At 60.3% G+C, this 19,842-nt stretch carries 14 protein-coding genes; 5 read left to right on the top strand and 9 right to left on the bottom strand.

What is annotated here, in order from left to right; translation table 11 throughout:
• The first annotated feature begins 119 nt into the window (after positions 1 to 119).
• From AC0V6U_RS09570 to AC0V6U_RS09555, 4 genes are all read left to right on the top strand, one after another.
• The gene (locus AC0V6U_RS09570; RefSeq protein ID WP_472642941.1) at positions 120 to 1,310 is read left to right on the top strand and encodes an FAD-dependent monooxygenase; all 1,191 of its coding nucleotides are present in this window, start codon (positions 120 to 122) and stop codon (positions 1,308 to 1,310) included.
• 139 nt (positions 1,311 to 1,449) lie between these two features.
• Entirely contained in the window at positions 1,450 to 2,082 is a 633-nt protein-coding gene (gene eda / locus AC0V6U_RS09565) for a bifunctional 4-hydroxy-2-oxoglutarate aldolase/2-dehydro-3-deoxy-phosphogluconate aldolase (RefSeq protein ID WP_472642940.1), read from the top strand.
• 70 nt (positions 2,083 to 2,152) lie between these two features.
• Positions 2,153 to 5,791 (top strand): hydantoinase B/oxoprolinase family protein, encoded by a 3,639-nt coding sequence (locus AC0V6U_RS09560; RefSeq protein WP_472642939.1) that lies wholly within the window; start codon positions 2,153 to 2,155, stop codon positions 5,789 to 5,791.
• Entirely contained in the window at positions 5,788 to 7,017 is a 1,230-nt protein-coding gene (locus tag AC0V6U_RS09555; RefSeq protein ID WP_472642938.1) for an Nramp family divalent metal transporter, read from the top strand. Before AC0V6U_RS09560 ends, AC0V6U_RS09555 begins: the two co-directional genes overlap by 4 nt.
• Positions 7,018 to 7,082: 65 nt before the next feature.
• Here AC0V6U_RS09555 and AC0V6U_RS09550 read toward each other — a convergent pair whose 3' ends face one another.
• From AC0V6U_RS09550 to AC0V6U_RS09520, 7 genes are all read right to left on the bottom strand, one after another.
• Positions 7,083 to 7,583, bottom strand: a complete 501-nt coding sequence (locus AC0V6U_RS09550) for a nucleotidyltransferase family protein (protein WP_486169447.1) — start codon at positions 7,581 to 7,583, stop codon at positions 7,083 to 7,085.
• Positions 7,584 to 7,596: 13 nt separating this feature from the next.
• Entirely contained in the window at positions 7,597 to 8,541 is a 945-nt protein-coding gene (locus tag AC0V6U_RS09545) for an XdhC family protein (protein ID WP_472642936.1), read from the bottom strand.
• Positions 8,542 to 8,550: 9 nt separating this feature from the next.
• A complete protein-coding gene (locus AC0V6U_RS09540; protein ID WP_472642935.1) occupies positions 8,551 to 8,727 on the bottom strand; it encodes a hypothetical protein in 177 nt (58 codons plus the stop codon).
• Positions 8,728 to 8,749: 22 nt separating this feature from the next.
• Entirely contained in the window at positions 8,750 to 11,038 is a 2,289-nt protein-coding gene (locus tag AC0V6U_RS09535; protein WP_472642933.1) for a xanthine dehydrogenase family protein molybdopterin-binding subunit, read from the bottom strand.
• Entirely contained in the window at positions 11,035 to 11,532 is a 498-nt protein-coding gene (locus AC0V6U_RS09530) for a (2Fe-2S)-binding protein (protein WP_472642932.1), read from the bottom strand. Before AC0V6U_RS09530 ends, AC0V6U_RS09535 begins: the two co-directional genes overlap by 4 nt.
• Before the next feature lie 127 nt (positions 11,533 to 11,659).
• Positions 11,660 to 13,177: a tryptophan halogenase family protein gene (locus AC0V6U_RS09525; protein ID WP_472642931.1), complete on the bottom strand. Its 1,518-nt coding sequence runs from the start codon at positions 13,175 to 13,177 to the stop codon at positions 11,660 to 11,662.
• Entirely contained in the window at positions 13,174 to 13,980 is an 807-nt protein-coding gene (locus tag AC0V6U_RS09520) for a DUF6445 family protein (protein WP_472642930.1), read from the bottom strand. Before AC0V6U_RS09520 ends, AC0V6U_RS09525 begins: the two co-directional genes overlap by 4 nt.
• 405 nt (positions 13,981 to 14,385) lie before the next feature.
• Here AC0V6U_RS09520 and AC0V6U_RS09515 point away from each other — a divergent pair, with 405 nt between their 5' ends.
• A complete protein-coding gene (locus AC0V6U_RS09515) occupies positions 14,386 to 17,160 on the top strand; it encodes a TonB-dependent receptor (protein ID WP_472642929.1) in 2,775 nt (924 codons plus the stop codon).
• Positions 17,161 to 17,283: 123 nt separating this feature from the next.
• Here AC0V6U_RS09515 and AC0V6U_RS09510 read toward each other — a convergent pair whose 3' ends face one another.
• Positions 17,284 to 18,810 (bottom strand): tryptophan halogenase family protein, encoded by a 1,527-nt coding sequence (locus AC0V6U_RS09510; RefSeq protein WP_472645746.1) that lies wholly within the window; start codon positions 18,808 to 18,810, stop codon positions 17,284 to 17,286.
• Positions 18,807 to 19,838 (bottom strand): substrate-binding domain-containing protein, encoded by a 1,032-nt coding sequence (locus AC0V6U_RS09505; protein ID WP_472642927.1) that lies wholly within the window; start codon positions 19,836 to 19,838, stop codon positions 18,807 to 18,809. The genes AC0V6U_RS09510 and AC0V6U_RS09505 overlap by 4 nt, the downstream gene beginning before the upstream one ends.
• Between the last annotated feature and the right edge of the window lie 4 nt (positions 19,839 to 19,842).

The following is a 19,842-nucleotide window of genomic DNA, read 5'->3' as shown; positions in this document are numbered from 1 at the left end:
AAGCTGCAAAGCCCCAACATCGCCCATGCGACAGCGGGTGTTGATAGAATTCGCTGCGCCCGCGATAGGGGGCGCTCGAGACGCCGCCCGGCGGCGCAAGCGGATAGGCACGAGTTTTCATGAAGGCGATCATTGTCGGCGGCGGAATTGGCGGTCTGTGTGCGGCGCTCTGCCTTGATCACTTTGGCTGGCAGGTCGAGGTTTTGGAGCAGGCCGAAAAGCTGAGCGAAGTCGGTGCCGGCATTCAAGTCAGTCCCAATGGCGTAAAGGTGCTGCGCGCACTTGGCGTGGAGACGGCATTGGAGGAACGCGCCTTCGCCCCGGAGGAAGCGCAGTTTCGCATCGGCACCTCCGGCAAGCTTATCGGGCGCACCCGCTGGGGCGCAGCGATGGAACAACGCCACGGCGCGCCATACTGGCATGTGCACCGCGCGGACCTCGCCGAAGTGCTTGCAGACGCATTGGAAACGCGCAGTCCGGGCGCATTGCGAACTGGCGTTACCGTAACTGGTTATGGTCAGGATGAAGGCTCTGCTTGGGCCAATCTCGCCGACGGATCGCGAGTGCAGGGGGACATCGTGATCGGCGGAGATGGCATCAAATCGGTCATTCGTCAGCAGATGCTCGGCCCCTCCAAACCGCGCTTCACCGGCAATGTCGCATGGCGTGCGGTAGTGCCCATGGACCAGCTGGGCGAGCATGCTCCGCCGCCCGCCGCCTGTATTTGGATGGGGGAGGGCAAACACGCCGTCACCTACCGGCTGCGCGGAGGAGCACTGGCCAATTTTGTAGGCGTGGTGGAACGCGATGACTGGCAGGTCGAAAGCTGGAGCGAGCGCGGCACCAAGGAACAGGCCTCTGCAGATTTTGCAGGTTGGCATCCGGTGATCACTCGGATGATTGAGCGGGCCGGTGCGCATTATCGCTGGGCCCTTTTTGACCGCGAGCCAATCGACCAATGGAGCGACGGGTGTGTCACCCTGCTCGGCGATGCCTGCCACCCTATGCTGCCATTTATGGCGCAGGGCGCGGTGATGGCGATTGAGGATGGCTGGGTGCTTGCGCGCGCATTGTCTGAGGCCGCCAATGTGCCAGACGCGCTTGCCCGTTACGAGGCGCAGCGTCAGCCGCGCACCGCGCGCGTTCAGCGCCGCGCGACCGGCAATATGGGCATATTCCACTGTCGCAGCGCGCCGGCAAAGCTCGCGACCTATGGGCCGATCTGGCTCGCCAGCCGCCTCGTTCCCAGAGCATTGGATGCGCAATTCGACTGGATCTATGGCCATGATGTGACCACGCACACCGCCTAAATCATGGTGCGCCGCGCATACGTTTGCTCCGCCGTGGCGCAGCGTTTTCACTGGTGCATCCGGCGCAATAAGGGTTAGAGACGAGCCTCTTTCAAAAGCGCCCGGCAAGCGGCGCAATGGGGCACGGAGGCATACCCACATGACCAGCGATCTTTCATCCCGGCTCAGCGCAGCGCCCGTGGTTCCCCTGATCGGCGAGAATGACGCTGCACTCGCGGTGAAGACCGCCAATGCCCTAAGCGCCGACGGCCTGTCGGTCATTGAGGTTGTGATGCGCAGCGATGCGGCGCAAGCGGGGATGGAGGCGATCATCGCCGAAACCGAGGGCTTGATCGTGGGCGCAGGCACTGTCCTGACACTCGACCAAGCCAAATCTGTCCGCGCGAGCGGCGCGGAGTTTATCGTGTCTCCCGGCCTGGTCGACGAGATCGCCGTCTATTGTCTCGATGAAGGCATCCCCTTCTTCCCAGGCACCATGACCGCTGGCGAAGTTCAGCGCGCCTATGCACTGGGCCTGCGCGATGTGAAGTTCTTCCCGGCCAGCCTTGCGGGCGGCGTGCCGATGCTCAAGGCCTTGGGTTCCGTGTTTCGCGAAATGCGCTTCATGCCCACGGGCGGCGTTTCGGCGAGCAATCTGGCAGAGTTTCTGGCGCTTGATCATGTGCTGGCCTGCGGTGGCAGCTGGCTGACACCGCGCGATGCGGTGGAAAGCGGCGACTTTGCGCGCGTCACTCAGCTCGCGAGCGAAGCTGTGGCGATTGCCAAGGGCTAGCTTGCCATCACCGCCCGGCTCGACCACAGCTTGGATTGTGATGAGTTCTTTGGGTGCGTGTTGAGGCGAGATGGACGGGGACACCGGCTGGCAGTTTTGGATTGATCGCGGCGGCACCTTTACCGATATCGTCGCCCGCGATCCGGCTGGTGCGCTGACCACTCACAAATTCCTATCGGAAAACCCTGAGCATTATGAGGATGCCGCGCTGCATGGCATTCGCCTGATCTTGGGCCTGGACGGTGATGCGCCGATCCCGCTGGATCAGATATCTGCGATCAAAATGGGCACGACCATTGCCACCAATGCTTTGCTGGAGCGGGAGGGTGAGGACACCCTGTTCCTGACCACTCGCGGGCTCGGCGATGTGATCGAGATTGGCTATCAATCGCGGCCAGACACCTTTGCGCTCAACATTGAAAAGGCGCATTTGCTCTACCGCGAAGTGGCCGAAATTGATGAGCGGGTGCTTGCGGATGGAACGGTCGAGCTGCCGCTGGATCAGGCGCAGGTGCGCGGCGTTTTGCAAGCGGCCTATGACGCGGGCATTCGCTGCCTCGCGGCGGCCTTGATGCATGCTTACAAGTTTCCGCAGCACGAACAGCAAGTGGCGAAAATCGCGCGCGAAATTGGTTTTACGCAAATCTCGGTGAGCCATGATGTCAGCCCGCTCAGCAAGATTGTGCCGCGCGGTGAGACGACCATTGTCGATGCCTATTTGACGCCTATTTTGAGGCGCTATGTCGACCGGGTGGCGGGCGCCATTAGCGAGGTGCATGAGCCGGGACAGCTGCTGTTTATGCAAAGCTCTGGCGGACTCGTGGATGCGGCGCAGTTTCGCGGGCGCGACGCGATCCTGTCTGGTCCGGCGGGCGGGATTGTCGGCTGCGTCCACACCGCAAAGCTGGCCGGGTTCGACCGGGTGATCGGCTTTGACATGGGCGGGACGTCGACCGATGTGTCGCATTACGCGGGCGAGTTTGAGAAGGTCTATGAGACCAAGGTCGCGGGCGTGCAGATGCGCGTGCCGATGCTCAACATTCACACCGTGGCCGCCGGAGGCGGATCGGTGCTGCGCTATGAGGATGGGCGGCTGAGGGTGGGGCCGGGATCGGCGGGCGCAGACCCCGGCCCGGCGAGTTACCGGCGCGGTGGTCCGCTGACGGTCACGGATATCAATGTCGTGCTGGGCAAATTGCAGCCGGAGCATTTCCCGAAGATTTTCGGCGCTAATCAAAATGAGCCGCTGGGCGTGGAGGCGGCGCGCGCGGGCTTTGAAGCGGTCGCGAGCGAAATCGCCGACGGGCGCAGCGCGGAACAAGTGGCGGAGGGATTCCTCGAAATCGCGGTCGAGCACATGGCCCAGGCGATCAAGAAAATCTCGATTGCGCGCGGCTATGACGTGCAGAATTATGCGCTCAATTGTTTTGGCGGAGCGGGGGGACAGCATGCCTGCCTGGTCGCGGAACGGCTCGGCATTCGCTCGATCTTGCTGCATCCCTTTGCCGGGGTGCTGTCGGCCTATGGCATGGGGTTGGCCGCGATCGAGACCGAGCGGCAGCGGGTCGTGGACGATGAGCTCAGCGGAGCAGTACTGGCGCATGTTGATGCCGTCATCACTGAGCTTGAGGCAGAGAATGCCCGCGAATTGGCGGGGCAAAGCGCGGACGAAGACACCCTCGAACATCGCGGGTCCGCTCTGCTGCGTTATCGCGGGACGGACACGGTGATCCGCGTCGCCATCGGCAGCGCAGCGGCAATGCGCGCCGCCTTTGAAGCGGATCATACGCGGCAATTCGGCTTTCTCGCGCCGGGCAAGGCTGTATTGCTGGACACTCTGGTGGTCGAAACCCGCTCGGTGGGCGAGACGCCGGTAGAAGCGGTGGTGGAAGGGCGCAGCGGTGCTGAGCCAGCCCCCATCGACGAAGTGCGAATGTTCACCAAAGGCGCGCATCACACGGCGCCGATCTATGACATCGCCTCGCTGATACCCGGAGCCATTATCCAAGGCCCCGCCATCATCACTGAGCCGACCGGCACGATCATTGTTGAGCCGGACTGGAGCGCTGCCCTAAACGCCTATGGGCACCTCATACTGACGGCAGCAGAGACCGAAAGACTTGCTGCGGCGGACACTCAGGCATCTGAACAAAGCGACCCAGTCACGCTCGAGATCTTCAACAATCTCTTCATGTCGATCGCCGAGCAAATGGGCATTGTCCTGCGCAACACTTCGCAATCGGTGAATGTGAAGGAGCGGCTCGACTTTTCCTGCGCCATTTTCGATGCGGACGGCAATCTGGTCGCAAATGCGCCGCATGTGCCCGTCCATCTCGGATCAATGGACGCCAGCGTAAAGACCATCATCGAGAGCGGTCAGTCGATCCAGCCCGGCGATGCCTTCGTGCATAACAATCCGCATAAGGGCGGCTCGCATCTCCCTGATATCACTGTGGTTACCCCGGTGTTTGACGAGACGGAAGGGCAGCTCATGTTCTTCACCGCCTCGCGCGCGCATCACGAGGATATTGGCGGCATCGCACCTGGATCCATGTCGCCGCTGGGCCGCACGATCCATGAAGAGGGCGTGCTGCTCGACAATATCAAGCTGGTCGAGAGCGGCGAATTTCAAACCGCGCGATTGGAGGAAGTGCTCAGCAGCGGGCCTTATCCGGCGCGCAATCCGGCTCAGAATATCGCCGATCTGATGGCTCAGGTTGCCGCGAATAAAGCAGGCGCGAATGAACTGGCCAAGCTGGTGCGCAGCTATGGGCTGGGGCAAGTGCGCGCCTATATGGGCTTTATCCAAGACAGCGCGGAGGCGGCGGTCAAACGCGCGATCCAGACGCTTGAAGATGGCGAATTTGCGCTTGAGCTAGACAGTGGAGCGGTGATCAAAGTCGCCATCCGCGCCGACAAGCAGGCGGGCCGCGCGGTCGTCGATTTCACTGGCACGTCTGCCCAGATGGACAACGCTTTCAACGCCCCGCGCGCCATCACCCATGCTGCGATCCTCTATGTCTTTCGCTGCCTCGTCGGTGATGACATTCCGCTCAACGCTGGCTGCATGAAGCCGCTCGACGTGATCATCCCAGAAGGCTGCTTGCTCAATCCCGCGTTCCCAGCGGCAGTGGTCGCGGGCAATGTCGAGACCAGCCAAGCGGTCACCGATGCTCTGTTCGCGGCGCTCGGGCGGCTTGGCACGGGGCAGGGGACCATGAACAACCTCACCTTTGGCAATGCCCGCGTCCAATATTACGAGACGATCTGCTCAGGCGCGCCCGCTGGCCCGGGCTTTGACGGGGCATCCGGCGTCCATACCCATATGACCAACACCCGCATGACCGATCCCGAAGTGCTGGAGCAGCGCTACCCCGTGGTGCTCGACGAGTTTCGCATAGAGCGCGGATCGGGCGGCAAGGGCCAATGGAACGCGGGCGACGGGGCGCGCCGAGTGATCCGCTTTCGAGAGGATATGGAATGCTCCATCCTGTCAGAGCGGCGGCGCGTGCCAGCCCCCGGCATAATGGGCGGCGAGAATGGCCGAGTGGGCCGCAATCTGGCCGAGCGCGCGGGCGGCACGAGCGACAACCTTGGCGGCTGCGCGCAAACCCATATGGCGGCGGGCGACCGGATTGTGATTGAAACACCCACCGGCGGCGGGTTCGGCCCACTTGCCAAGCGAAGTACGCAAGGAAGCAAAGCATGATCAGCCGCATTCGCAATATCGGCCCCGGCGCGCTCGTCACCGCCGCGTTCATTGGTCCGGGCACCGTCACCGCCTGCACCATCGCGGGCGCGAGCTTTGGCTTTGCGCTGCTGTGGGCCTTGGTGTTTGCGACGCTGGCCACGATCATCTTGCAGGAAATGTCGGCGCGGCTCGGGGTGGTGACACAGCGCGGGCTGGGGGAGACTTTGGCGGACCTGCTGCAAGCATCCGTCTTCAAATGGCCGCTGATCCTGCTCGTGGGCCTCGCGCTTTACCTCGGCAATGCCGCCTATGAGGCGGGCAATCTGTCTGGCGCGGCTCTGGGGATTGCGGCGATTGCGGGTGAGGGGGATGCGGCCTTCAAGGTCGCGGTGATCGTGATAGCGGTGCTGGCCGCCGCGCTGCTGCTCGCCGGATCGTACAAGCAGATTGAGCGCGTTCTGCTCGCTTTGGTCGCGATTATGGCGCTCGCCTTTGCGGCAACATTTGCCATCGTTCGCCCTGATTTCGGCGCAATGTTTGCCGGCATGTTTGTGCCTAAGATCCCGCCGGAAGCGCTGCTGACCGTCATCGCGCTGATCGGCACTACGGTGGTTCCTTACAATCTATTTTTGCACGCCTCAGCTGCCAAGGCGCGTTGGAGCAACACCGAAAATACCGATGCCAATTTGAGCGAGGCGCGCGCTGATACCAGCATTGCCATCGGCATTGGCGGCCTGATCGCGATCCTGATCGCATCAACCGCCGCGGCGAGCCTGTTTGCTGCCGGGATCAATGTCACCAGCGCGGCGGAAATGGCGAGTCAGTTCGAACCCTTGTTTGGTTCGAGCTCTAAATATCTGCTTGGTATTGGTTTGTTCGCCGCAGGCTTGACCAGCTCGATCACCGCGCCGCTTGCCACCGCCTTTGCGATGACGGAGATTTTGCGGCTGAAAGGTGGTCAGAAATCGCTCGCCTTTAAGGGGATTGCGCTCAGCGTGATTGTGATTGGTGCGGGCATATCGCTCGCAGGCATCCGGCCAATTGAGGTGATTGTCACCGCGCAATTTGCCAATGGCTTGCTGCTGCCGATTGTCGCGGCGTTCCTGCTTTATGTGATGAACCAGAAGGCGGTGCTGGGGCGCTATGCCAATGGCACGCTTGCAAATGTGCTGGGCTTTGGCGTGGTGTTGATTGCGGCAGGACTGGGTCTGAGGCTGGTGCTGCGCGCAGTGGGCCTGATGTAGGCGAGGTCTAACGCGTCAGCCGCTTCAGATCGTCCAGAGTGTCGATGTCCGCCAGTTGATCGGGCCTAGCAGGAAATGATCTCAGCTTCAGACAGCAACGCGCCAGCGCCGCGATGCCCAGTTGCCTGCATTAGGGCCGCAAAATGCTCTTCGCCAAAGGCCGCGGGCGGCGTGCGGGCCTCGCCATTATGCGAGGCGGCGATGGTGCTGGTGGTGGCTTGCGCTGCGAGCGCGCGGAAATGGGCAAGCGGCACAAAGGGCATGTCGGCCAGCGCGATGAGTAGCGTCTTTGCCTTTGCTTCAACGGCCAGTTTTGCGGCGAGCGCGACCGATGTGCCCATGCCCTGAGCGGCATCTGGATTGATAGCGATTTCAAAGCCCGCTGCGCGCCAGCCACCTGCGCACGCATGCTCATCGCTGGATGCAATGACGATGCGGTGATCGGCGGGCAAGGCGGCAAGCGTCTCGCTCGCGCGAAGGCCCAGCATTGTGCCGTTCAAATCCGCAGAAAGCTTGTCCGCCGTGCCAAAGCGCTGAGACTGTCCCGCCGCGAGCAGGGCGATCATAAGGCCGCTCTGGCTATGCGTCATGGCCCGCAAAATCCGCCGATTGATAGGCGCGCACGATTTCGCTCAGGGCGGATAGCGCCAGAGTTTCTGGATCGCGTGAGGAATGAAATAGGCCAAGCGGCGCGTTGATCGAGGCGACCGCATCGGCGGGTACACCGCTAGCCAGCAGCGCTTCGCTGCGCCCGCCATGCGCTTTGCGGCTGCCCATCGCTCCGCAGTAGAAATGCGGCAGTTCCAGCGCGCGGGCGAGCAGCTTCACTTCCCAATCGTGATCGTGGAACAGGAAGACGAAGGCTGTCCAGGGATCGCTGCTGAGCAGATGGGTGTCGCTGGTGCGGGTGAGCAGCTGAGCCGGGGTGCCGAGGGCAGTGAGGCGCTCGCAGATGTCTGGGTCTGGCGATAGAACATCGCTGCCAATGTCCATCGCGCTTGCGAGCTTGGCGAGCGCCTCAACGCTCGCCCCGTGCCCTATGATGCAGAGGCGAGGCTGTGGCAAATGGCCGAACGTGCCGATGCTGGATGCGATATCGACCGTGGGTTCTTGCGAGCCATCGAGGCATGCGACCTCGCCGCCGCCGATTTGCACCGTGAAGGGCTTTCGCGCGGTGATCGCGGCATTGCACTGCTCGGCAAATTCTTGGTTCGCCAACGGCTGGAAATGCACATCAATGCCGCCGCCGCAGGGCAGGGTGATATCGATGTAGCGAGAGCCTGCGCCAAAGCGAACGGCGCGCGGCTTTCCCTCGCGCAGAGCCTCTTGCGCTTCCGTAACCACGGCATTCTCGATGCACCCACCAGAGAGTGATCCGGCAAATTGGCCGTCGTCGCAAACCACCATATGCGTGCCGGGATTGCGGATGGAGGAACCCTCCACCGCCATCACTGTCACAAGCGCGCAGGCGCGTCCCTCGCGCTGCCGATCGCTCAGAAAGGCAAAAACCCGATCGCGGTCCATCAAGTGCTTCTATTCAGCAGGCTGTTCGGGTTCGGCGGGAGCCGCTTGTTCAGGTGCCGCTGCGCTGGCCGCTTCGCCCGGCTTAGCGACGATGATTTGCTCGACGGGTTCTTGAACCTCTGACCCGCCGCATGCGGCGATTAAGAGCGTACCGAGAGCGGCCATGCTTGCGGTGAATTTGCGCATAGTGTGCCTCCTTGCTGCGCGCTTACGCAAATTGTTTTGCGAACGGCATGTCGCGCAGGCGTTTACCGCTGGCGGCAAAGATCGCATTGGCCAAGGCCGGCGCTGCGGGCGGTGTGCCCGGCTCGCCCGCACCGCCAACCGGCACGGTGCCGCTGTTGATGATTGCGACCTCAATCGCCGGTGTCTCATCCATCCGCAGCATTTGATAATCGTGGAAATTGCTCTGCTTGACCGCGCCGTCCTCCAGTTCAATTTCGCCGTACATCGCCGCGGTCAGGCCGAACACGATCCCGCCCTCGATCTGGTTGCGGAAGCCGTCCGGGTTCATGACATAGCCCGCGTCCATCGCGGCCCAGACATTGAGCATTTTGGGGCGGCCTGAGTTCATATCGACCTCAATCACCTCTGCTCCGACGGTGCCGAAGCTTTCAACGATGGCAACGCCCAGGCCAATGCCTTCGCCGCGCGGAGCGCTCCAATTGCTCATCTCAGCGACCTTTTTGAGCACGCCCTTGTGCCGCGCGGTGTTCGCGCCGAGCATGTTGAGGCGGTATTCGAGCGGGTCCGCGCCAGCGGCAATAGCGGCCTCATCAATGAAGCTCTCAATAAAGAAACCTTGCTGCGAGTGGTCGACCGAACGCCATGCGGAAAATGGCAGGTGCAACGGTGCCTCTGCGACGCGCACGGAGGTGTTGGCGATTTCGTAAATACCCGGCACGCTGGCTTCTGCCGGGTCGTGTCGCTGGGTGAAGATGTTGTTGTAAGCGACCAGTCTTCCGCCCGCATCCAGCCCGCCTTTAAAGCGGCTCACATCTGCCGGGCGGTAAAGCGCCTTTTGCGTGTCTTCCTCGCGCGACCAGATCATCTTGATCGGATAGCCAGTGGCCTTCGCCACCCGCGCCGCCATCGTCACATAGTCATTCTCTAACCGCCGTCCGAATGCCCCGCCCAGGAACGGGTGGTGCACGGTGATGTCCTCATCATTCATGCCGAGCGCGCCAGCGGCCGCGCTGCGCGCCATCAGCGGCACCTGAGTGCTGGTCCAGATGTCGCACTTCGCTCCATCATCGGTGTCGCGCACCCATGCGGTGCAATTGACCGGTTCCATCGGAGCATGGGCGAGAAACGGGGCGCTGTATTCCGCCTCCAGCTTGGTTGCCGCATCGGCAAAGGCGCTGGCCGCATCGCCTTTGGAGGCGGCTTGCTCCCCGCCATCATCGCCTGCCGCATCAATCGCGTCTCTAAACGCCGCAAATTGATCAGCGGTTGTCTTGATCGGGCTTTCCGAAGCGCTGTATTGCGCCGTGATCGTATTCAGCGCCTGCTGCGCGTTCCAATAGCCATCGGCCACCACTGCGATGAAACTGCCCATGTTGAGGATCTGCTGCACGCCCGGCATGCCTTTGGCCGCCTCTGCGTCCATGCTCGTCACCTCGGTCCCAGGCACCGGAGGGCGGCGCACCGCGGCATAGGACAGATCGGCCAGCTCAACGCCCGGAATATTCGCGTCGATCCCGAAGTCCGCCTTGCCCATCACCTTTGCGGGAATGTCGGTCCGGCGCTTGCTCTTGCCCATCAGGCGGTAATCTTTGGGATCTTTCAGCGCAGGCGAGCTGTCCATTGGCTGATCAGCCGCTGCTGCGGCAAAATCAGAATAGGGCGCAGACTTGCCGCTGCCGCTGTGGATTAGCGTGCTGTCACGCGTCGTAATCTCGCTGGCTGGCACGCCCCATTCATCTGCCGCCGCCCCGATTAGCATCTTGCGCGCTGCCGCGCCTGCGATCCGCATCTGATATTGGCCCGTGGTGCGAATGGAGGAGCTGCCGCCGGTGATCATCGCATCGGCCAAGCGCCCGATCTGCGTGAACAGGCCGTCCCATGTCGGCTCAATCCAATCGGCCGCATTCATAGTGAAGGGCGCGACAAACATGCGCGCGGTGTCGCTGACGATATAGCTGCCGTCTGCTGGCGCCTGCATCACTTCGACCTTGGCCCAATCGGCATCGAGCTCATCAGCCAGCATTTGCGCGAGCACGGAATGCGCGCCCTGGCCCATTTCGCAGTGAGGGATGATCGCGGTCACGATATTGTCGGCCCCGATTTTCACCCAGCTGTTGACCAGCTCCTCGCCCGCTCCGCCCGCAACTGTCGCTTTCAGCTTGCCAACTGGATTGCCGGGCCGAACGCCAACCCCGATCAGCAATGCGCCGCCAGCGAGCACGCCAGCGCCAATAAACCCGCGGCGGCTCCACTTGGCCGCTGTGCTGCGCTCTTTTTTCGCGGCGGCTGTGCCTGTGTCTTGCTCGCTCATGCTGCGCTCTCCTGCGCTTCGTCTTCGGATTGTGCGGTCTCAAGACCGGCGGCAACCTTGATGGCTTGGCGAATGCGTTTGTAGGTGCCGCAGCGGCAGATGTTGCCGCTCATCGCGGCGTCAATGTCGTCATCGCTCGGCGCAGGATTGTCGCGCAGCAGCGCCGTTGCCGACATGATCTGCCCCGATTGGCAATATCCGCATTGCGGCACTTGCTCGCTGATCCAGGCCTGCTGAACCGCACTCAGCTCGCCGCCTTCACCCGATACGCCCTCAATCGTAGTGATCGCTCGGCCTTCAGCCGCTGACAGCGGGGTGGAGCAACTGCGCACAGGCTCGCCATCCAGATGCACGGTGCAGGCCCCGCAGGCGGCAATCCCGCAGCCAAACTTGGTCCCGGTCATGCCCAGCTTCTCACGCACAACCCACAGGATCGGCATATTGGGATCGGCATCTAGGCTGGTGGCTTGGCCGTTGATGGTGAACTCGATCATTCGTTTGGCTCCATTGGGGCGGGGGTTTGCGCGCGCTACGCGGTACGTTTCAAAACACTACCAAATCTTAAGCGCCAACGAAAGCCGCTCTGCGCAGATGCTGATAATGCTGAATGCTAGGCGGGACCTAAGACGTCATTGGCGGCGCGGCGCAATTTTTGGCGATATAGTCCTGATGCGTGGAGAGACCGCCAACCGCGCGCTCGATAATGGTCCTGAGATTGCCCAAAAATTCGCTCAGTTGAGCATCGCTGATCGCATCGGCCATCGGATCGTGGCCGTCTGGCGTGATGCCCTGGCCCAGCATCACCTGAACCCAGCTTGCCTCGCGGAACAGATCATCGACATCGCGGCCCAGGCGGCCGCTAGAGGCAAACAATTCGCGCTTGTGGGTTAGACTGACCGGCACTTCCATATTCTTGCAATAACGCCAGAATTCGGAGTCCTCGCGGTCCGTCTGATGATAATGCAGAATCAGAAAGTCTCTGATTTGTTCAAATTCTGCGGCGCAGCGGCGATTGTATTCGGCGCGCTCGGCATCGGCGTTCGCGCTTTGTGGGAAAAGCTGGATCAGACGGCTGACATGCGATTGGATCAAATGGATGCTGGTCGATTCCAGCGGCTCCAGAAATCCGCTCGACAGGCCGATGGCCGCGCAATTGTGAGACCAGAACTGCTCGCGCCGCCCGGTCGTAAAGCGGATTGGGCGCGGATCAGCCAGGGCCTTTGTCTCCAGCCCCGCCATCAACACATCATGCGCCGCATCGTCAGTGGTAAAACCGCTGGAATAGACATGGCCATTGCCCGTGCGATGTTGCAGCGGGATGCGCCATTGCCATCCCGCGTCCTTGGCGGTCGCGCGGGTATAGGGCGGCAGGCTGTCCAGCCTTTCGCTTGGCACCGCCTGCGCGCGGTCACACGGTAGCCATTTTGACCAGTCCTGATAGCCAATGCCCAATTCTTGCCCCATCAACAGCGCACGAAAGCCGGTACAATCGATGAAGAAATCGCCATGGATCTGGGCCCCGCCTTCCAGCGTGATCGAGGTGATATCGCCGCTTTCGCCGTCCCGCTGAACCGCGCTCACAATCCCTTCATGCCGGGTTACGCCGCGCGCCTCGGAATATTTGCGCAGATATTTGGCATAAAGGCTGGCGTCGAAATGATAGGCATAGGCGAGGCCGGTCATCGCCGTATTGCCGACCCGGTCGAGCTTGGAAAAGCGCCCTTGTGCAGCCGCCAGCTGGTGCAGGGAATAATGCCACAGGTCTTTGGCATCAGCGCCGGATTGGGATGCCCGGTGCCAATAATGATGGAAGGGCACATTGGCGAGGTTCAGTCCTGCATCGCCAAAAGTGTGCAAATAACGATCGCCCTTCTTGCCCCAGTCGACAAACTCTATGCCGAGTTTGAACGTGCCATAGGTTTGCTTCAGGAAATCGTTCTCATCAAAGCCCAGGATCGTATTGAGGCGGATGATCTGCGGGATGGTCGCCTCGCCCACGCCGACGGTGCCAATCGCATCGGATTCCACCAGATGGATCGACAGGCTGGGCCCGAGCAGGCGCGCAAATGCCGCTGCCGTTATCCAGCCCGCGGTTCCGCCACCGACGATCACCAATTTGCGCTGTGTCTGCTTACTCATGGCGTTTTACTCTTTGGCGGCCCGGCGCGGTTTGAAAGAAGGGGCTGCGTTTGTGACAGGCTATAGTGTGCGCTCATCCTTGGGGAGCCTCTCGGCGCAAAAAGGCATTGATAGTCAGTGCAGCCGGTTTTGGGGTCCGCTGGCAGTGGGTCTGAATTGCTGATCACGCCGCTGTGCAGGATATTGCCGCGATAGAGCACGGCCTGATTGAATGTGCCGGGCGCGGCATGGGTGCGTTCAAAGTGTGGCTCTCCGCTTGTTGTGTAGGCGGCGGGAGGCAGGCCGCTGCGCTTCACATCTTGCTGCAAGGCGGCGGCATAGCGCGGGTAACTGTCCTGTGTGAGCGCCTCGAGCCCAGTGGATTTGTGACGGAAGAACGCCGTGCCGCCATGCTGCGTGGTGTGCAGATAGAGCATCAGCGCGATTTGATCAGGATCTGTGCCATCGATGTGCGGTAGGCGCTGGATCGGCTGCAATTGCTCTGGCGGGGTGGTGACGATGGAATACCACCCCTGCATTGCCCAGTGCACTTTGCCTCCGTTTGGTGAGGCGGGCTGCGTGGGCGGGAAGGTTTTCTCGAGCAGAGGTGAGAGCTGCTCCAACCACGCCTCACAGACGTCTTGCGGCAGCGGCGAGCGGACCCCAGGATATTGCGGAGTGATTTCTGCAAATTTTTGCAAAAAAGTATTCTTAATGACGGCGCTTGGGTGTTCTAGAAATTCATCGATCTTCACAAGATCATGTTTTTGTGATGAAAAATGCGATGTTTGCAAATTTGCAAGTGATATCGACCAGTTGTTCATCGCGGATTGAGGCCTTGCTAATGATCGGAAAATTCTGCGTTGAGGCTATCAAATCGCGCGTAAAGCACCAATTGAAATAACTTAAAGCACTGAAAATAAACATTTATAACGAATTTCGGACATGGAGGTATGCGAGTCGAGGGGTTTGTAAGAACCTGCTACGTTCCTCGGTGCCAACTTGGGTCTGAACAAGTGTGACAGGCTTGCCACAGCCTGTTGAAACTTGTGGCAATGTTACATTCAAAAGGCACACTTATTCTCGATAAACATCGCAAAAACAGATATTTGTGGAATTTCAAAACGTGAAATGCGTTCCAAACATTGGGCGTTTACGTCTCTCAAAACATTCGCTATGAAAAAAGATGCAAACGCCGGATCGATAATTGGCGTTAGGGGAGAGAGACAATGGTTTTTAAGCGTAACTCAGCAAACGCGCGCCTGCTTTGTGGTGCAGCGACCGGCCTCGCGATGATCGCGGCGGCTATGCCTGCGGCGGCTCAGGATGCCGAACCAGAGACAGAAAGCGGCGTAGAGGACGAGGGTATCGTCGTCACAGGGATCCGCAGCGCGATCGAAAGCTCGCTTGAGGCAAAGCGCGAAAGCACCAGCATCGTCGAAGTGATCTCAGCAGAAGATGTTGGTAAGCTGCCTGACCTTTCCATTGCTGATGCGCTTGCGCGACTGCCAGGCGTCACCGCTCAGCGTGTGCGCGGCCGCTCTCAGCAGATTTCGATCCGCGGTCTCGGCCCGGACTTCTCGCTGGCGCTCTTGAACGGCCGTGAGGTTGTCTCCGCCGGTAACAATCGCGGGATTGAGTTCGACCAATTCCCATCAGAGCTGATCGCGCAAGGCGTTGTCTATAAGACCGCTGAGGCGAGCCTGGCTGCAACCGGGATCGCTGGCGCGGTTGATCTGCGCACGATCCGTCCGCTCGATTTCAAGGATACGAAGCTCAACGTGTCCGCGCGCTATGTCGTGAATGACAGCGGCGAACTGAACCCAGATTTCAGCAACCAAGGCTACCGCTTCTTTGGATCGTACATTGGTCAGAATGATGCCGGCACCGTTGGTTGGTCGATTGGTGTCACGCATCAATCCAACCCGACACAGTTCCTCTCGCGCGAATTGAAGACCAACCAGAACCAGGTCTCTACCGACGCGAATGGCCTGATCTATCCGTCGGACAACCCGCGCCAAGGCGCTGTTTCACGCGACTTTGAGCGCACGTCGATTGCTGGCGCGTTGCAGTTCGAGCCATCCGACAATTTCTCGCTCGCGCTCGATGCGTTCTACACCGACACGCAAGATTCCGGCATTTTCCGCGGTACGGAAACTCCGATTGCCTCATGGAGTGGCGCAAGCTTTGACGGTGCAACCGGCAATGGACCTTTCGCCGATACCGCAACCTACTCAGCAGTTGTGCCAATCGTTCGCACAGACACCGAAGGCAACGAGGCCCAGATTTTCGCGGCAGGTGCAAACCTCGTTTGGGGCGTGACCGACAACCTCTCGCTTGAGCTTGATTACGGTTACTCGACGCTCGACCGGAACGACATTGATTACGAAAGCTACGCTGGCACTGGATTTGCTCGCGGCGGCCCGCAGGATACGATCACATTTACCTTCCCGCAAAGCGGCCGTTATAGCGTCGACACTCAGCTTGATTACACCGATCCAGGCACGGTTCTGCTCACCGATCCAGGTGGCTGGGGCCAGGTTGGCTTCATCAAAGAGCCAGAGATCAACGACGAATTGCATCAGCTGCGCGCGGAGGCCGAATATGCCTTTGATGGCGGTTTCCTCGACAGCATTACGGTTGGCTGGATTTACACAGACCGCGAGAAAGACTTCGATTCAAACGAAGCTTTCCTGCGTCAATCGGCCGCCTTCACCGATGGCGCACTGGCTATCCCAGCGGGCTCAATTCTGGGCAGCACCGACACCGGCGGCTTGAATTTTGATGTGATCGCTTATGATCCATCAAGCTTCCTTACCGACGGCACTTACGTTGTTGAGAAGGCGACCTTCGACACCGAATGGGTCGTTTCTGAGGAAATTCACAGCTTCTACGCTCAGGCCAATATCGACACTCTGCTTGGCTCGGTTCCGCTGCGCGGCAATATCGGCCTCAAATATGTCGACACCACGCAAAGCTCGACCGGCACGATCGGCGGCGGCTTGGCCAACACGGTCAGCGAAAGCTACGATGACTGGCTGCCAAGTGCGAACCTCAGCTTTGAAGTCGCTGATGACTTCTTCATCAAGCTGGCCTTTGCGAAAACGATCACTCGCGCAAGGCTCGACCAATTGGCAGCCAATCAGAGCATCTCAGTGAACCCGCTCAGCTGCACGGATACAGATGGCGATCAAGTGCCGGATACGGTCATCGCGTTTAACCCGCCGCAGCTGGTTTGCTTCAACCTTAGTGGCGGTAACCCCGCGCTTCAGCCTTACTCATCGACCTCTTACGACATCTCGTTCGAGAAATACTTCTCGCGCGGTACGGCCTTGGTGGTTGCGGTGTTCCACAAGGATCTGTCGGATTGGGTGATTGACTTCAATGACACGATCGATGTTGAGCAGCAGATCGTCAACGCTGGTTTCGGCTCAATCCTGACCAACGCACCAGAACTCGGCACTGGCGCATTCAGCGGTCCGGTTAACTTTGGCGATGGCTCGATCACCGGCATTGAAGGCACCTTGCGGGTTGACTTCGTTGACCTTGCAGAGAGCCTTGATGGCTTCGGCGGCAGCTTCAGCTTCACCTATGCTGACGCAGAAGTCGAAGACACCACAATGACTGCGCTGGACATTCCCGGCTATTCGGAAACGGTATGGTCCGGCGATATGTTCTATGAAAAGAACGGTTTCCAAGCCAAACTCAGCGCCCGTCACCGCAGCGGCTTCTTGTCAGAGGTTCAAAACTTTGACGGCAGCCTCAGCGGCGCGCAGGCTCGCAGTGAGACCATTCTTGACGGTCAAATCGGCTACACCTTCGAAGAAGCCGATGGTTTCCTCAATGGTCTTGGTTTCCAGTTTGAGGTGTTCAACATCACCAATGAGCCGTTCGTTACCGAGAACGATCTGTTCGATGGTGCGGGCAATCAGATCGGTACCTTCCCAAGCCGTCACGAGCTCTATGGCCGGACCTACAACTTCACGATCAAGAAGGAATTCTAGATCGTAACTCAACCCTCTCTTGGGGTCGCAAAATGGAAGAGGGCCTGCCGAGCAGCGGCGGGCCCTTTTTCTTTGGCGATCGTGTGATTGAGCGATCGCCTGCGAAACCAGCGCTGCGAGCGGTTACGCGTGCGGAGAGGGGCAGTGCTGCGCGAGAAATTCCGAATGGCTCGGCATGGCTGCAACCGCGCCGTCCATCGCCGCTGAGATTGCGCTCATCCGATCAGCCACCGGCACCGCGCCGCTGCGCATGGCCGCAAGGGCGGGTGCGCGCTCAGGCACTATGTCTTGCCCCAGATAAACCGCGATCCAACTGGGATTCTTGAACAGCTCGCGTTCGTCGGAAACCAGCAGTCCATAATTGCGGAAGTGATCGATCTTATATTGCAGGCTGTCCGGGGTCGCCATGCTGGAGCAATAGCGCCACAGCTCCGCATCATCGCGCGAGGTCGCCTTGTAATGCAGGATCAAGAAGTCGCGTATCCGCTCATATTCTGCCGCCGTTTGAGCATTGTATTCTTGGGCCAGCAGCGGCGACATTTCCTTGTCCGGAAACAGCGCGAGCAAGCGTAAGATGCCATATTGGATGAGGTGCAGGCTGGTCGATTCCAGAGGCTCCATAAATCCAGCAGACAGACCAATCGCAACGCAGTTCTTGTGCCAGAACTTGCGCCGCCGCCCGGTCACAAAGCGCAGCATTCGCGGCTCTACCAGAGCCTCGCCTTCGAGCGAGCTCAATAGCGTTTCGGTCGCTTCGTCTTCGCTCACAAATTCGCCGCAATGGACATAGCCATTGCCGGTGCGATGCTGCAGCGGGATGCGCCATTGCCAGCCCGCCGCCTTGGCGGTCGAGCGCGTATAAGGCGCGATGTCGGTCTGTTTCGGACTGGGCGCAGCAACGGCGCGATCACAAGGAAGCCATTGCTGCCAATTGTCATAGCCTGCCTCCAGCGCGCCCTCGATTAGAAGCCCGCGAAAGCCGCTGCAATCAACGAAGAACTCTGCCTTGTGGGTCTCGCCGTTTTCCAGCTGGACGCTTTCAATTGCGCCGCTTGTCGCATTGAGCGCAGCATCGACGACTTTGCCTTCGATCCGCTTGACCCCGCGCGCCTCGGCATATTTGCGCAGGAACGCGGCATAAAGCACCGCGTCAAAGTGGTAGGCGTAGTCATAGGTTGACTGGATTTGCCGCCGGTCGGGCAGGGGATGCGCGAACTTGCCCGCCTTCGCCATGGCCCAGCCCATGGAGAAGTTGTCGATTGGCCCGTTGACCCGGCCAGCAAGGCTTTCCTGCATCCAGAAATGGTAGAACGGCACACTGTCAAATTCGGCGCCATGTTGGCCAAACGGGTGGAAATAGCTGTGGCCTAGCCGGGCCCAATCGACGAATTCGATCCCGAGTTTATAGGAGCCTCCGGTCTCTTTGACGAAGGTCGCCTCGTCGATCCCGAGCCGCTGATTGAAATGGCGGATTGGCGGAATGGTCGCCTCGCCAACGCCCACGGTGCCGATTGCCTCGGATTCGACGACCGTGATCTCGCAGCTTTTGCCCAGCGTGTTTGCGAGCGCCGCCGCCGTCATCCACCCCGCGCTGCCGCCGCCGACAATGATGATGCTTTCTAGGGGGAGAACGCGCTGGCCATTGTCTATCCGCCGCAGCTGTCTCTGATGGTCAGGCTGGTTTCGAGCCGATCAGACGTGGCCCGCCCGCCCTTGGTATCGATCAATTTCGAGACGAGCATGCGCCCCGCGAGATTGGCGTCTTGATCAATTGTGGTGAGGCGCGGCGTGACCAGGCGCGCAGCCGGGATGTTGTCATATCCGACCACCGACACATCCTCTGGGATGCTGCGCCCGGCGCGAGTCAGCGCCCGCATTGCGCCGATAGCGATCAGGTCACTGGCGGCGAACACGCCGTCGAACTGGATGCCTTGATCGATCGCAGAGCGGGTCACAGCCTCGCCAGAATGGACGTCGAAATGGGCGGGCATCAGCAGCTCATCACGCACATCAATTCCAGCGCTTTCGAGCGCCTGGCGATAACCGCGATAGCGCTGCTCTGCTTCGGGAGCTTCGGTGTCGCCGAGGAACAAGATCCGTTGGCGACCCAAGCGCGTGAGGTGCGAGGTTGCGCGCCTGCCGCCCGCCATATTGTCTGAGCCAACCGAACAATAGGCAGCATCGGCAAATTCAGCGCCCCAGACGACAAACCGGCTGTCGCGCTGCGACAGATCATTGAAGGCAGCATGCAGCGAGCTTTGCCCGATGAAGATCACGCCGGTCGCTCTACTGGTGTTCATGGCGAACTCAAGGTCTTCAGCCGAGCTTGGACTCAAATGGCTGATGACGAGGTCGGCGTTTCGCACTCTGGCCGCCTCGGCAACGCCGGCGAGCAGTTCAAGAAAGAACGGGTCGGCAACGCGGCTTTCGCGGGCTTGCGGGGCGGGGACCACGACTGCGATTGTCGCCTCTGCACCGATGGGCGCGTTGGGCATGGTGCTGCGAAAGTCATAATCATGCGCGCGGGCAATCTTCCAGATCGCCTGCTTGGTGCGCCGTTTGACCGCTGGATTGTCATTGAGCGCGCGCGATACGGTCGAGATCGATACTCCAGCCTCGCGGGCGATGTCTTCGAGCCGGGCCGATTTCGCGTTCTTCTGGTCCTGCTCTTCACTCATCCCG

The organism is Erythrobacter sp. W36 (genome assembly GCF_057364935.1).
Note: the sequence above shows the minus strand (reverse complement) of the source record. Positions and strands in the feature narration are given on the sequence as shown.